Source organism: Myxococcus qinghaiensis, assembly GCF_024198215.1.
In the GTDB taxonomy this organism is placed as follows: Bacteria; Myxococcota; Myxococcia; order Myxococcales; family Myxococcaceae; genus Myxococcus; species Myxococcus qinghaiensis.
In genome coordinates, this window is sequence record NZ_JAKCFA010000039.1 from 53724 (window position 1) to 68472 (window position 14749).

At 65.2% G+C, this 14749-nt stretch carries 13 protein-coding genes; 6 read left to right on the plus strand and 7 right to left on the minus strand.

Features of this window, described 5'->3' with window-relative positions:
- Positions 1-2: 2 nt before the first annotated feature.
- The 5 genes from LZ199_RS43145 to LZ199_RS43165 are packed head-to-tail and all read right to left on the minus strand — an operon-like array spanning position 3 to position 5691.
- On the minus strand, positions 3-1514 hold the full coding sequence (locus LZ199_RS43145; RefSeq protein ID WP_253999657.1) for a peroxidase family protein: 1512 nt from the start codon (positions 1512-1514) through the stop codon (positions 3-5).
- Between the two features lie 31 nt (positions 1515-1545).
- The gene (locus LZ199_RS43150) at positions 1546-2079 is read right to left on the minus strand and encodes an AidA/PixA family protein (RefSeq protein ID WP_253999658.1); all 534 of its coding nucleotides are present in this window, start codon (positions 2077-2079) and stop codon (positions 1546-1548) included.
- A gap of 60 nt (positions 2080-2139) precedes the next feature.
- Positions 2140-2673, minus strand: a complete 534-nt coding sequence (locus tag LZ199_RS43155; protein WP_253999659.1) for an AidA/PixA family protein — start codon at positions 2671-2673, stop codon at positions 2140-2142.
- A 33-nt stretch (positions 2674-2706) separates the two neighbouring features.
- The gene (locus LZ199_RS43160; RefSeq protein ID WP_253999660.1) at positions 2707-3885 is read right to left on the minus strand and encodes an FAD-dependent oxidoreductase; all 1179 of its coding nucleotides are present in this window, start codon (positions 3883-3885) and stop codon (positions 2707-2709) included.
- A 42-nt stretch (positions 3886-3927) separates the two neighbouring features.
- On the minus strand, positions 3928-5691 hold the full coding sequence (locus tag LZ199_RS43165; protein WP_253999661.1) for a flavin monoamine oxidase family protein: 1764 nt from the start codon (positions 5689-5691) through the stop codon (positions 3928-3930).
- Positions 5692-6149: 458 nt separating this feature from the next.
- On the opposite strand from LZ199_RS43165, the gene LZ199_RS43170 reads away from it, so the two are divergent.
- The 6 genes from LZ199_RS43170 (at position 6150) to LZ199_RS43195 (ending at position 12551) form a co-directional block, all read left to right on the plus strand.
- Complete coding sequence (locus LZ199_RS43170; RefSeq protein ID WP_253999662.1) at positions 6150-6845, plus strand: SDR family oxidoreductase; 696 nt, start codon at positions 6150-6152, stop codon at positions 6843-6845.
- A 164-nt stretch (positions 6846-7009) separates the two neighbouring features.
- Positions 7010-8326: an Omp85 family outer membrane protein gene (gene omp85, locus LZ199_RS43175; RefSeq protein ID WP_253999663.1), complete on the plus strand. Its 1317-nt coding sequence runs from the start codon at positions 7010-7012 to the stop codon at positions 8324-8326.
- A gap of 290 nt (positions 8327-8616) precedes the next feature.
- The gene (locus LZ199_RS43180; RefSeq protein ID WP_253999664.1) at positions 8617-9687 is read left to right on the plus strand and encodes a TauD/TfdA family dioxygenase; all 1071 of its coding nucleotides are present in this window, start codon (positions 8617-8619) and stop codon (positions 9685-9687) included.
- 15 nt (positions 9688-9702) lie between these two features.
- Complete coding sequence (locus LZ199_RS43185) at positions 9703-11019, plus strand: pyridoxal phosphate-dependent decarboxylase family protein (RefSeq protein WP_253999665.1); 1317 nt, start codon at positions 9703-9705, stop codon at positions 11017-11019.
- Positions 11020-11101: 82 nt separating this feature from the next.
- The gene (locus LZ199_RS43190) at positions 11102-12232 is read left to right on the plus strand and encodes a DUF819 family protein (protein WP_253999666.1); all 1131 of its coding nucleotides are present in this window, start codon (positions 11102-11104) and stop codon (positions 12230-12232) included.
- A 76-nt stretch (positions 12233-12308) separates the two neighbouring features.
- Positions 12309-12551, plus strand: a complete 243-nt coding sequence (locus LZ199_RS43195) for a hypothetical protein (RefSeq protein WP_253999667.1) — start codon at positions 12309-12311, stop codon at positions 12549-12551.
- Positions 12552-12769: 218 nt separating this feature from the next.
- Here the strand turns inward: LZ199_RS43195 and LZ199_RS43200 are convergent, their stop codons facing one another.
- Positions 12770-14386, minus strand: a complete 1617-nt coding sequence (locus tag LZ199_RS43200; RefSeq protein ID WP_253999668.1) for an AAA family ATPase — start codon at positions 14384-14386, stop codon at positions 12770-12772.
- Positions 14361-14749: nuclease-related domain-containing protein (locus tag LZ199_RS43205; protein ID WP_253999669.1), on the minus strand; the 389-nt coding region annotated here is incomplete at its 5' end. The genes LZ199_RS43205 and LZ199_RS43200, both read right to left, overlap by 26 nt.

Sequence of the window (14749 nt, forward strand, 5' to 3'; positions counted from 1 at the left end):
CCTCAGGAGGACTTGTACGCGTCCGCGATGCGCAGCAGGTCGACGATGGTGAAGTCGCCGCCCGTGCCGTAGGTGGGTTTCCAGCCCTTGTTGTGCAGGAAGGACTGGGGGTCGTTGATGAGCACGCTGAAGAACGTCTCACCCACGATGCGACCGCCCACGGGCCCGAGGAAGCGGCCCTGGTTGGCGAGCTTCGCCTCCTTGAGGATGTAGAACCAGAGCGGCGCCAGCGTGCTCCCCCAACTCGTCGGCAGGCCCAGTTGGGAGTTGGAGTACTGGGTCGTCCCCAGCGCCTTGGCGACCGTCTGTCCCGCCGGCAGGGTGAACTCATTCTGGCGCAGCAGGTTGCGGCCCGGCAGCGACAGGTAGAGCGGATCCGGCTTGCCCTGATACTGGGGATGGTCGAAGCCGGGGATGAGGGCCTCGGGCAGCTGAAGCAGCTCCGACGCCACCAGCGTGTCGAACAGCTTGGCGCCCTGGGGCGTGACGCGGGAGTCGGTGTTGAAGAAGTACTTCCAGTCGACGCGCTTCTCCGGGCTCAGGAACGTCCCGGGCTGGTGCAGGTCGAAAATCTGCGCGTCCTTGTAGTTGTCATTGACCTGGTAGACCTCGCGAATCGTCGCGTGGCCCATGCGGTAGGCGGCCGCGGAGAACTCGATGGGAATCGCCTGGAGGTTGGGCGGGAAGTACTGCGGGCCCTGGCTCAGCAGCTTCCCATACAGCTCATCCCCGACGAAGCGGCGCACGAAGTCGTGGTAGACAATCCACTGGTAATGCCAGCGCACGCGCTGCGACGCCTCGGTGAAGAGCGCCCCTCCGGAGAACTGGCTCGACAGGTCCTTGACCACCTGGTTGTGGAACTTGATGACGGCCAGGTGGAGCTGGTCGACGAACATGTTGTCGTCATTGCGCGGGTCCCCGATGATGGCCGTGCCCTGGGAGTTGCGGAGCACGTCGCCGTCCGGATTGTCAGGCCGGCCGAACAGCAGCGTGGCGCCGTCCTTCTGGTCGAAGAGGAAGGCGTCCTGCACGGGCCCCCGGCCATAGATGTTGCCCAGGTCCAGGGTGGGGGTGATGGCATCCCGCGTCTGGTTGGGTTGGGTGTCCCGACCATTGATGTTCGAAAAGACGTCGAACGTCAGGTCATGGTCCAGGAACTGGCCCAGGAACGTGTAGCCCGCGGGGATGGTGGGGTTGTCCTGGGGGAGCCCCGGGCTCTGGTTGGCCACATCCATGGGACCGCCAGGCAGGGTGAGCGCCCGGAGGTCCTCCACGTTGAAGAGGGAAGGGCCCAGGTCCGGGAACATGCGGAAGAAGTCGGAGAAGACGGGGCCGTTGTCTCCGCTCAGCGACTGCGCGGACTTGCTGGAGACGGCCGTGCCCACGCCGCCGTGGGGGCGCACCAGGTTGCCGGAGGGCGCCTTGGACAGCATCGCGTTTCCCGCGCCCCGGTGGAACGGACAGCCGCTCCCAGGCAGCGCGGTGTGGCCCGAGGGCCGGTTCTTGTCACTCATGATGGGTCTCCTCGTGAATGGGAAGCGCGGCCTATGACGTGATGGTGATGTACGGGTCCCACGAGTAGGTGCCCACCTTGTTGCCCTGGTTGTCCGTCACCTGGAGATAGAGCTGGTAGGTCACCCGCCCGCCGGGGAGCGTGGCGGTGGGCAGCATCGCGGTGGACTGGAAGAAGAAGTCCACGTAGGGCTGCACGTTGAAGCCGCTGCTCTGCCCGCCCGACACCTCGGGGACTGGCACCTTGATGTGGGACACCAGGGGCTGGGGCGGGGTGATGCACTGCGCGTTTCCGGAGACATTCATCTTGTAGAGCAGGGCGCTGTAGCGCGTGTTGAGCGTCATCGACGCCAGCCGCCACCGGAGGTTGTCGCTGGTCTTCGCGGCGACCGTCAGCTCCGGTATCGCCTCCGCCCCCACGGCCGAGTCCCGCCGGACGAGCATGTACACACAGTCCGCGATGGCCACCCCGGGGTTGTCGAGCGACGCGTTGGGGCCGTACTTGCCGACGACCTTGTCCACGTCCACCACGGTGAGCACATCGATGAATCCGCTATCCGTTCCCATATCGCATCCAATCCTTTTGAAGGAAGAAACCAGACACCGTCGGCAAGCCAGCCGGTGACGTCATGAGGTGATGGAGATCTGCGGATCCCACGAGAAGTAGCTCAGGATGTTCCCGTCGTTGTTCGCGAGGACGAACGAGAACTGGTACGAGACATTGGGCGGCGAGGGGTTCACCGCCGTCGCCTGGAAATAGGCGTCCGTATAGGTCTGCGTCTGATTGATGGTCACCTGGGAGCCATTCACCGACGGGAGGGGCACCGTCACCGTGGGCTCGATGAGGCCAGGCTGGGTGATGAGCTCCACGCCCCGGAGGATGTTGCACTGGCTGAGCGCGACGCTGAAGCGCGTGTTCCCGGTCAGCGAGGTGATGCGCCAGCGGATGTTGTTGTTGGTGTTGAGGGTGATGACCAGGTCATCCGTGGCCTGTCCGGAGAGCACCTCGTCCTGACGGACGAACATGTAGATGTAGGGCGTGCTCTCGCCCAGGGACACGGGCCTGTTGGAGTCCGTGCTGAACTGCCCCTGGTAGGCATTGTAGATGCTCTCCGCATCCACGACGACGAGGACGTTGGCTGTATTTTCAGTATCCGGCATGGACCACTCCTGATTGAGACGGGGTGAGAGGGCTCAGCGGGGCCGCAGGATTCCGGGGCGCTGGATGGAGAAGGGCTGGATGTTGAACTGGGTGACGCCCGTCAGCGCGAGCTCGGCGAGAATCTTCCCGAGCAGCGGGGTGAACTTGAACGCCTGCCCCGTGTCACCGGTGAACAGGAGGATGTCCGGGTGGCCGGGCAGGGCATCCAGGACGAAGTTCAAGTCGGGGGTCATCGTGTAGAGGCAGCCCACGGCGTCCTGTGCCAGGGATTGAAGTCCCTGGAAGTGCGCCCGCATGAAGGTGTTGAGCAGCTCCACCATCCGAGGGTCCGCCTGGGGCGGCGAGGTGGGCGGCAGCGGGGACTTCTGGAAGGTGAAGTCCGTGCCCACCTTGAGGCGCCCGGGCGTCAGGAGCGGGGGCAGGCCGTAGTAGGTCGTCTGGTCATCGCCAGGGAACTGGGGCGCGCCGAAGTAGAACCAGAGCGGGTAGTTGTACTGGGATTGGGCCACCGTGAAGTAGGCATACGTCATGGTCCAGATCTCCAGCTCCAACTGGACGTTCAGGCTGTCGAGCACCGGGTTCGTCCAGGCGGAGGGCACCAGGATGAGCTTCTTGCCGGTGTAGTCCCCTTGCGCGGTGGTGACGGTGACCTGTCCCGGCGCGTCCTGGATGCGGCTGACCGTCCGGCGGGGAATCATGGTGACGCCCTGCTTGCGACAGAGCTGGGCCAGGGCCTGCAGGGCCCGGTCCGCCGCGATGACGCCCGCCTGGGGCTGCACCAGGCCGACGACGTCGTCACTCAGCCCCTTGAGCGCGGGGTAGCGCTCCGGGAAGTCCGCCGCGGTGAGGCGGGTGAAGGGCAGTCCCTGCTCCTCGAGGACGGCCTGGGAGTCCTTGAGGTCGCCCTCGGGGGTGTTCACCCCGCTGGGCGGGCCGAAGAACAGCAGGGACGTGTCGTTGAGGATGCCGTCCAGGCCGCTGTCGTCCTCCAGCTCCCGCCAGAGCGGATAGGCGGACTGCGCCAGCAGGGACAGGTGCGGATTGGAGTACATCACCCGGAAGAAGCGGGACTCTCCCTTGGAGGAGAAGAAGTCGTTGTCGAAGTCGAACTGGTCCAAGAGGAGGACCTTCTTGCCGGCCTTCGAGCACCAGTATGCGGCGGACAGGCCAATGGCGCCCGCGCCCACGACCACCACGTCATAGGAGTCCATGTTTGCGTTGCTTTCGTTCTGGAGGGACGAAGGTGTCTGGCTTTACCAGCCGAGGTAGTACTGGCTGTCCAGCCAGGAGGGCCACGCGAGCCCGAAGTGCGCCTGGAGCATCTTCTCCGCCTCGCAGAAGGCGCCTTCCACCCAGCCCTGCTGGTCCGAGTACGCCTCGCCGCAGATGTGCAGGCGCTCCGCGGGGTCCGGGCGGCGCATGAAGGGCATCACGTCGCGCACGCTCACCCCGGCCTGCCACGCATGGTAGCCGCCGCCGTAGGGGTCCTCCGTCCAGTTGCGGAAGTAGGAGACGTACGGGTCGGGGACGGGGTTCTCCGGGCCGTGCAGCTCCCGGAGCTGGTGGACGGCCTCCTGGACCATCACCGCCGGGGCCTGGAGGGACTCCACCTGGGCCAGGGACTCCGAGGACGCCAGTCGCGTGGCCCGGGGCTTGAAACGCTTCAGGTTCCGGTGGGGAGAGGCCATCAGCGCGGACCAGAAGGGAGTGGTCCGCATGTCGTTGTAGCTGGCCAGCAGGATGGAGTGGCTGTTCGCGGGGTCGGTGCCGAAGTAGTAGCACTGTCGCATCGGCAGGTCGGTGATGGACTCACCCGCCAGGGCGTTGAACTCCGCGTGCCACCAGGGAGACTCGAAGCCCATCAGGAGCTTGAACGACGGCTCGGAGATGACCGAGTCGAGGTTCTTCCGGACCTGCTCGCTCACCTCCGGCGTGGTGAAGAAGCGGTCTACCTCCAGCAGCTCCAGGGCGCGGCGGGGCATGGCGAGGACGACGGCCTTGGCGTACACCGTCCAGCTCTTGCCGCTCTGGGCATTGGCCACCGTGAGGATGTACTTGTAAGGACTGCCGCCCGGCGCCGGGTCGATTCGCCGCAGGCCATTCTGTCCCCAGAGATGGGCGCGCTTGCCGCTGGGGTCCTGCGCCAGGAAGCGCTGCGCGAGGACATTGCCGACCTGGTCATAGCCGCCCGCCAGCGTCTGGTACTTCACCTCCGCGTTGGAGAAGTCGCCCACGAGGTAGGGGAAGGCCTCCGCGGCGTTCCAGTTGATGGTGTTGGAGTAGTACCCGCCGGCCACGGACAGGAACTCGTAGGCCTCCTGGCCCACCTGGTCCTTGATGAGGTTCCAGAAGCCCAGGTCATTGACCTTCAGGCCGTCGTATGGACCGGGTTGGTGATAGGTCAGGTTGGGTTTGACGTCATCCCATTCGCGGGCCGTCAGGGTGAAGGCGTAGTCATAGGGCGCGGTGAAGGTGGCCTTGCCGGGATAGCGCTCCCGGAACCACGGGTCCGCCATGAGCACGTCGTAGATGATCTTGTTGAAGAGCTGGTCCGAGGTGAAGCCCACCACCGCGTCGGGCAGGAAGTAGCGCGTCTTGTACGTGCGGCGGTCGTCCTGGGCGTTCTCCCATTCGTTGGCCTTGAAGCGCTGCCCGCGCAGGTAGCGGTAGTGATTGCTGTCGTCGCCCAGGGGGAAGTCGACAGGCGTCACCTCCTGCGTGAAGACCTTCGTGATGAGCGAGTTCACAATCTCATGCGATTGCAGATAGCGCATGCCGCCAATCTCCGCGGCCAGGGAGATGCCAGGGAGGAAGACGGATTCGATGCGGCCCCCCAGGCGCTCGCTCAGCTCGAAGATGTGGACCGTCTCGGGACGGGTGCCCTCGGGGGCCAGGTCTCCCACGAGCAGCCTCCAGCCCGTATAGAGGCCGGAGACTCCGGCGCCGATGATGGCCACGTCGAGCTGGAGCCCATCGTCCATTCCGGTGTCCATCGCTGGTGGGTTGACTCGTGACATGTCTGCCTCATGGGGGAGGGTGGGATTCGCCTTGCGTCGGCCCGGTCCACAGCAATTGGTATACCAAGGGCTTTCCCGGCCCTGGGTGTCTGTCTTCAAGGACATGCGGGGCAGGGGATGCGGCCTTGACGCGTCAGGCGAATGGATTTGGGAGAGGCCCCAGGGCGTCGTCGCTGGGTAATCGCTGACGTGTCAGGCTTCAGTCGGACGCGTCAGCGCCCGCGGACCGTGGCAGCGTCAGGGAGGACTCGCCCTGTCAGGCGAGCGACGGGGGGTGCGGGGCTCGGACGGCCCGGTCCTCCACCGATGTCGCTTTTCGATGAAGCTTGAATTGCTCCATATTATGGTCGTCATATGGTGGACAGGGAGCTCTCGGGAGCCCGCCTGCCGTCCATTTGACGTTCATCAATGGGGTCGCCCGGAATTTTCCGTCCGCCTCGTCACGCCGGAGTCGAGTCATGCAGGTCAAGAATGCTGTCGCCCTGGTCACTGGTGCCAATCGTGGGTTGGGGCTCGCCTTCGCGAAGGCCTTGTTGGAGCGGGGGGCTCGCAAGGTGTACGCGGCGGCGCGGGAACCCTCGAGCGTGACGATTCCAGGCGTGGTGCCGGTCCGCCTGGACGTCACCCGCCCCGAGCAGTTGGAGGCGCTGGTCCGCGAGGCGGGCGACGTGACGCTGCTCATCAACAACGCGGGCATCCTGAAGGGCACGAGCCTCTTGGGGGCGGACGCGCTGGCCGCCGCGCGCGCCGAGCTGGAGACGAACTACCTGGGCCCCCTGGCGACGAGCGGTGCCTTCGCGCCCGTGCTGGCGAAGAACGGGGGCGGCGCCATCATCAACGTGCTCTCGGTGCTCAGTTGGGTGGCCTTCCCAGGCTCGGCCAGCTACAGCGCCTCGAAGGCCGCCGCCTGGGCGCTGACCAACGGGCTGCGCAAGGAGCTGGGCGCCCAGAAGACGCAGGTGGTGGCCCTGCACGTCGGCTACATGGACACCGACATGGCGGAGAAAGTCACGGCGCCGAAGACGAGCACCGCCGAGGTGGTGCGCCTGACGCTGGATGCGCTCGAGGCGGGCCAGGACGAGGTGCTCGCCGACGAGGTGAGCCGCAACGTCAAGCAGGGCCTGTCCGCAGGCGTCTACCTCCAGAACTTGTGAGCGAGCTGGCGGCGAGCCGCGGAGCTTTCTCCGAGGCCGCCACCGCGCACGCCGTGTCCAGACCGCTGGAGTGAGACCGGGCCCACGCGCGGGGCGAAGTGTCATGCGCCGTGCGGGGAAGGCTATGGTGTCTCCAGGCTCGAACGTGGGCCTGGAGGCTTCGCATGCCGCAGTGTCGCCTGGCGTGGAGCGTGGTGCTGGTCGTCCTGATGGGGGCGACTTCGGCCTGGGCGGACGAGCCTCCCGTTGATGCGCTGGTGCCACCGCCGCGCACGGGGTGGCGCGTCCAGGGCCTGCCGCTGCTCAACTTCAACAGCGACGAGGGGTTCGGCTTCGGCGCGAGGCTCCTGCTGGTGGATGCGGGAGATGGCACGTACCGGCCTTATCGACACTCCCTCATCGCGCAGTTCTTCCAGACGACGCGGGGTGTGGCCACCCATCGGCTGATGATGGATGCGCCGCGCTTCTTCGACTCGGACTGGCGGTTGGGGTTGGACCTGAGCTTCATCAACGAGCGGTTCTCGCCCTACTTCGGCCAGGGCGCAGCCGCCGGATATGAGCCGGACTTCGCCCGGTGTGATGACCGGGAGCAGCTCGAGGACTCGGGGGATGTATGCGCGGGCAATCCCTCCTTCCGGGGCCTGCGCTACTACAGCTTCGAGCAGCGCACGCTGCCGAGCGTCGTGTTCAACGCGCGGCGCACCCTGCGAGGGCCGCTGCAGGTGTCGGTGGGCTATCGCTTCCGCCTGACGCGGATTCGCTCTCGCTACAGCGCGAAGGACCTGGGGCAGTCGCGGGACTCGCGGCTCGAGGAGGATGCTCGGGCGGGGCTGTTGACGGGGCTGGAGGCTGGAGGAGGGGAGAGGACGTTTCGGACAGCGGAGGTGACGGCGGGGCTCTTGTGGGACTCGCGTGACAACGAGCCCGCGCCCGTGCGCGGCATGTTCCACGAGCTGGCGGTACGCGGCGCGGTGGGGGCGACGGGCAGCTCGTTCAGCTACTGGGGCTCCACGGCGAACCTGCGTTTCTACCACCCCCTGGGACATGAGCGATTGGTGGCCGCGTTGCGCCTGATGGCCGACGTGCTTGGAGGGGATGTGCCCTTCTACCTGCTCAGCGGCTTTGGCGGAGTGGAGTGGCGCGATGGCTGGGGCGGCGTGGGCGGCCTGTTCACCGCGCGAGGGCTGCTGAAGAACCGCCTGCAGGGCGAGGTGAAGACGGTAGGCAACGGCGAGCTGCGCTGGCGCTTCCTCGACGTGCGGCCGTGGGAGCAGCGACTGGAGCTCACGCTGGTGGCCTTCTTCGATGCGGGACAGGTGTGGACGGACCTTCGCTTTCGGGACAAGGGGTTGTTCCGGTACGCGGGAGGTGGGGGCCTGCGAGCGGCATGGGACAACGCCTTCATCGTCCGCGCGGACTACGGCGTGAGTCCTCGCGATGGCACGTCCGCCTTCTATCTCGACTTCAACCACATGTTTTGAGTGGCCGATGTCATCCGGTGGCATTGACGCCCGCGGAGGGCGCCAGCTAGCGTGACGCCACGATGATGCTCTCGAACGCGAGCTTCCTGACGACCGCCACTGGCCGCTGTTGCCGTGGCGCGTGTTGTTAGTCGAGCCGCTTCGCTCATCCGCTGTCCCACCGGTTTCATCCCGTTGAGCTCCAGACTCCCGGTCTCTGGCTCGTCGTTCCGGTGGTGTTCCGCGTCCCTCCGATGAGGTCCTGACCTCGTCGCGTGCGTGGCCTCGCGTCCCAACGCCGGAGTTTCCGCATGTCCATCACCCGCTTCGAGCCGCATGACGACTTCCTGCGCGTCCACTTCGCTGGCGAAGGTGCTCCCCGGCAGGCGGACTTCCACTGGTTCTGGCTTCGGCACAACTCGGAGCTGGATAGGCATCCGCTCACCCGTGAGCGCATCGTCTGTTCCTCGGAGCTTCCGCTGGAGCTGCGGCCTCGTGGACTGCGAGTCACTGAGGATGCCGCCGCCCTCGATATCGATTGGGGGGACCATGCCGACGGGCGGGTGAGTCGGTATGCGGCGGATTGGCTGCGGGCGAATGCCTATGCGGCCGACCGCGTCGCGGTGCCGCCGCCGCCCTCGGACAGCGGGCTGCTCACGGTGGAGGCCTCGCGGGTGCGTGAGCCGCTCGTTCCGTTTGCCCTGAATCGACTGGAGGCGTCCGGGGCGGTCATCGTCCGGGGCTTCGGAGCGAATACGGAGGCGCTCATCGACCTCTTCGGCGGCGCGGGCCTCTCCGTCATCGAGACGCACTTCGGTCGCATCGAGGACCTGCGCACCGACAACACGACGAACCGGAACACGGACCAGCTGGGCTACACGGACAGCGCGGTGCAGTTGCACACGGACCAGCCCTTCCTGGAGCGGCCGCCGCGCTACCAGTTGCTGCATTGCCAGCGGCCCGCGGAGACGGGCGGGGACAACAGCGTGGTGGATGGGCTCGCGGCGGCGCGTTACCTGGCGGACCAGGACGAGCAGGCATTCGAGTTGCTGCGCACGGTGCCGGTGACGTTCCATCGCAAGCAGGCGGCGTTCGAGCGGGTGTTGGTGTCACCGGTGCTCGACTTCGACGCGCCTGGGGGCTTTCGCATCAGGTACAGCTACTTCACGCTCGCGCCGCACCGGGTGCCGTTCGCTCGGATGGAGGCGTGGTACCGCGCGTACAACCGCTTCGCGACGCTGGTCCGGGACGAGCGCCACCAGTTCCGCTTCCGGCTCCAGGCCGGTGACTTCCTCCTCTATGACAACTGGCGAATGCTTCACGCTCGCACCTCGTTCACAGGTGCCCGCTGGGTTCGCGGTGTGTACTTCGATGCGCGTTGAACCCCGGAGAACACCATGACCGCTTCGCCTCGACTGGCCCCCCATGGAATGAGTCATAAGGACGTCCTCGACCAGATGCGCGAGCTGCGCGCCGATGATGCGCGCTGGAAGGAGGGCAAGACGTGGAGCCTCGTCTACCACGCAGGGGATGATGTCCGTCGGTTGCTCGCGGACGCCTATGCGGAGTTCATGTCCGAGAATGGCTTGAGTCCGTTGGCGTTCCCGAGTCTCGCGCGCTTCGAGTCGGAGGTGGTGGCCACGGGCGCGGAGCTGTTCCACGGGGACACCGTCGTGGGGACGCTGACGTCGGGAGGGACGGAGTCCATTTTGATGGCGGTGAAGACGGCTCGGGACTTCGCTCGGGAGGAGCGGGGAATCACGGCGCCGGAGATGGTGCTGCCCGCGTCCGTGCATCCGGCCTTCCAGAAGGCCGCGCACTACTTCGGGGTGAAGCCCGTCAATGTGCCGCTGGGGCCGGACTTTCGCGCGGATGTGGTGGCGACGCGGGCCGCGCTGACGGCGAACACGGTGCTCGTTGTTGGCTCTGCTCCGGCGTATCCGCACGGATTGGTGGATCCGATTGCGGAGCTGGCGGCGCTCGCTCAGGAGCACGGTGTGCTCTTTCATGTGGACGCGTGTCTGGGGGGCTTCCTGCTGCCGTTCGCACGGAAGCTGGGGCATGACGTGCCTGACTTCGACTTCGCGGTGCCGGGTGTCACGAGCCTGTCGGCGGACCTGCACAAGTATGGCTATGCGGCGAAGGGGGCGTCGTTGGTGCTGTACCGCACGCCGGAGCTGCGTCGGTACCAGTTCTTCACGTACGCGGATTGGTGTGGCGGCATCTACGCGTCGCCGTCGATGGCGGGGACCCGGCCGGGTGGGGCCATCGCGGCGGCCTGGGCCATCCTGAAGTACCTGGGCGAGGAGGGGTATCTGCGGCTCGCTGGGACGGTGCTCGCGACGGCTCGGGCGCTGCGTGAGGGAATCACCGCGATTCCTGGCTTGAAGCTGGTGGGTGAGCCAAAGCTGAGTGTCTTCGCCTTCGCGTCGGACACGTTGGATGTGTACGCGTTGGGGGATGCGATGGAGGCGCGAGGGTGGAAGTTGGACCGGCAGATGGGGCCGCCCGCGCTGCACCTGATGGTGACGCCCGCGCATGAGAAGGTGGTGGATCCGTTCCTCTCGGACTTGCGTGAGTGTGCCGGGAGTCTGGCTCGTGGGGAGCCGGCGCCCGAGGGAAGCGCGGCGATGTACGGCATGCTGGGCGCGATTCCGGACCGGCGTGAGGCCGCGGACTTCATCCGCCAGTTCATGGACTCCATCTACGGATGAGTGCGCTCATCCAGATTCGCGCGGTGGCCTTGCCCCGGTTCGGCTGGGGTGCGCGGTCCGTCACGTTCGCGGGCGCTGTCCGATGAGCGCGCTCATCCAGGTGCTCGTCGTGGTGGGGCTGCCGGGGCTCGTGTTGTTGGGAGCGCGAGTCCTCAGGCCCGTGGCGTGGGTGGGGCCCGTGGTGATGTGCTACGCGGCGGGCATCCTCTTGGGGAACGCGCCGGGGTTGTCGCTCCAGACGGGCGTGAGTCTCTCGGTGAGCGAGGCGGCGGTGCCGCTGGCGATTCCTCTCCTGTTGTTTTCGACGGACGTGCCCCGCTGGACGCGGCTCGCGCGGACGACGCTGTTGTCCTTCGTCCTAGCGTGTGTGTCCGCTCTCGTGAGTGCCACCGTGGTGGGGCTCGCCTTCTCGGGGCGGATGGACGAGTGGTGGAAGATGGCCGGCATGTTGGTGGGCGTGTACGTCGGAGGCACTGCCAACATGAACGCCGTGGGCTCGGCCCTCCAGGTGAGAGAGGAGACCTTCGTGCTCCTCAACACGGCGGACATCGTCGCGGGAGCGGCCTACCTGCTCGTGCTGGTGACGGTGGCGCAGCGCATCGCGCTGGCCTTTCTGCCCCCGTTCCCGAATCCGACGGCTTGGGATGCAGCAAGCGCGGAGGAGGGGACGGGACAGGAGCGTTTCTCATGGCGGTTCGCGCGAGGTCTGACCCTGTCACTGATACTCGCCGTCGCCATCTGCGGCGTGTCCGCTGGGGCGAGCCTGGGCCTCGCAGGTCGACTGGAGGCGACGGTGGTGCTGCTGCTCATCACCACGCTGTCGCTGGCGGCGTCCTTCATCCCAGCCGTCCGTTCCCTGCCTGGGAGCTACGCGCTGGGGGACTACGCGCTGCTCGTCTTCTGCGTGGCGGTGGGAACCCTGGCGGATGCGAGCCAGTTGGGAAGCGCGGGGCTGTCTGTCTTCGTCTTCTGCGCCAGCGTGATGGTGCTGGCCATCGTCCTGCATTTCGGTCTGGCGGCGCTGTTCCGCATCGACGCCGACACGGTGCTGATTACCTCCACGGCCACCATCTTCGGCCCTGCCTTCATCGCCCCTGTCGCCCGAGCCCTGCGCAACCGCGAGCTGATGGTCTCCGGCATCACCACGGGACTGATGGGCTTTGCGCTGGGAACCTACCTGGGGCTCGCCCTGTCGTGGCTCCTGCGGCCTTGACTCAAAGAGAAGCCCCCGCTCTCCAATTTCAATGCCGCAAATCGAACCGGGTACTTCTCAGGTTTGGAGTGAGCGCATGGCCGTATACATCCCGATTCGGAAGAACTCGGAAAATGCCGAAACGGCAGAGTACGCATTCGGCCTTGATGAAATTGCCGAGGGACGGCTCGTCATCAGCAAGGCCACTGGTCAAGTCGATCTGCTCTCGGCGCATCCGGCGGATTCAAAATCCAAGGGCTTGTTCGAGCGAGCTGCACACAAGGTTCGAAGCCATTGGCGAAAAGGCGAACTGCCCGATCGAACCTGCTGGGCGTCCTAAGGTCGCTTCGTACTTGCTGCCTTCACCCGGGCCAGCCCGCTCACGCCAGCAGCGCAGCGAGCGCGAGCGACGGACGCGTGATGCGTCTCTCGGGAGCGGCGGCTAAACCGGAGGCGGATGGGCTCTGCCCAGGGGAAGTGCCCTCGTGGGCCGCGCATCGATCGCCGGACACCAATGGCTTCGGATGCGAGCAACGACTCGGGGCCGTCGGGAGGTGCTCACCCGCGTTCCGGCAAACGATAGGTCAAGGGAGACGGCGTGCCGCCGGGAGAAGCGATGTGCGTCTGGAAGAACGACTCGTACCTGCCACCCTCCACGTCGAAGATGACGAGGTTTTTCTGCGCCCGGGTAATCCCCGTATAGACCATCGTCGCGGTGTCGTCGGGTGTCAGGATGCAAAAGATGGTCTCGGACTCGTGCCCCTTGAAGCTGTGGGTGGTGGAGAGCTTGATCAGCCCGGAGTTCTGCGCGAAGATCATCTTCTTGCATCTGCGGAGTCTCTCGATCAACTCCTGCCCCTCCTTCTCCGTGAGCAGCGGGGATAGCGCGTCGAGTTCGGCCTTTGTTTCGAACATCACCTTCGTCTTCTCTTCGCTCATCAGTTCTTCGTTGATCGGGATGAGGTAGTCGACCTTCGAGCAGATGATGGACACGTCGTTGGGGGGGAGGCTGCGCTGCTTTATGTAGTCGCGGATTCTGCGACACACGTGCTTCGCGTCGTAGCCTGCGCCGTAGCTCTCGTAGGACAGCAGATCGAGGCTCATGCTTGCTTGAGCAGGAGCAGAATCAAAGATCTCGGCGTCTGGGTTCGTTGAAGCAAGATATTGAGCCTGAAAGCGCTTGAACAACTCGACGAGGCGTGTATCCATGCCGCAGCGGTACGACTTGGTCAGCTTCTTCCAACGCCCGAATCCCCTGGCCGTGGGCGGTTCGCGAAGGCTGCCGTCTCGCTTGTAGATGTTCTGATTTTGGTCCGCGAAGAGCACCATTTCGCCATCGGTTTCGTCCAGGAACTTATCGTGGATGAGCTTGATCCACTCCGGATGGAAGTCCTGTGCCTCGTCGATGAGGATTGTCTTGAACTTACGAACGGAGCCGGAGCCGAGAGCCCGGGCGAGTACGTCCATCCCTTGGACGTTGTGTCGGTCCAGATCAGGCCGCTCGTTCCAGTCGATCCCCACCTCGTCCAGGCTGGACTTGAGGAATGCGTGGAAGTGGGTGATACCGAAGCCGTTGTCGGCGGCTTTTCCCTGCTGGAGGCTGATTGTGTCGCGGATGAAGTGACGCAACGTGATGTTGAAGGCGAGGATCAGGACCTCCCCACCATGGCGAGCGCGGGCGCTGATGGCCCGTTGGGCCAGGATTGATGTCTTGCCACATCCGGCCACGCCCTTGATCTTCGAAAGCCCCGGGGTGCTTATGGTCAGGGCGCGCTGCTTCGTGTCGAACCGCACCGGCTTTCCCTGCCGCAGCACGTGACTAGGCGGCGCCAACCTTCGCTTGAACTCCTCGTAGATGTCGTCGGTGAAGAGTTTGTTTGGCTTCATCGAGGAGAGCTTGCGGATCTTGGCCGGCAACCTGTCTCTGGTCCAGGACATGTTCAGATCACGATCCAGGTTTTGCAGTTGGCGGGACAGACGTTCGAACCTCTCCTCGTAGGTAGATTGGGTGACGTTCGCGCGGTCGTGGTTCAACGCGTTTCTGCTGGCTGTCAGCTCTCGAATGGCCGGTTCGTAGACCTTTGCGAGTTCGGCCTGCGTAGCTTTGTGGAAGTAGACGCTTGGCGTAATCACGCCATAGAAGTGGCGATTAATGATATTTTTCAGGCCGAGCACCGGAAGGTGCAGGTTGAAAAAAATTGCTCTTGTATTGGAACGCCTGCTGCTGCGGGGACATCTTGTGCGCGTCCCCGTAACGCCACTTGTTGTTCCTGTCGATTCGGTAATGCACGAGGTTCCAATCCTTGACCTCGATGATTGCGGCGCCGCAGCCCTTCTTGAGAACGATGAAATCCGGTCTGTCACCGTCCAGGAAGGGGTTGAAGAACACCTCGTGTGTGTCGTCCAGGCTCCCCTCTCTGCCAACGTGAGTGAGACAGTTCGTACCCAGCAGTTTAGTGTGCAGGGCGAGCCAGGCAGGGACGATGAATCCGGTGGTGAAAGAGGCTCGGGTTGAGGAGACCGAGGTGGTGGAGAAGG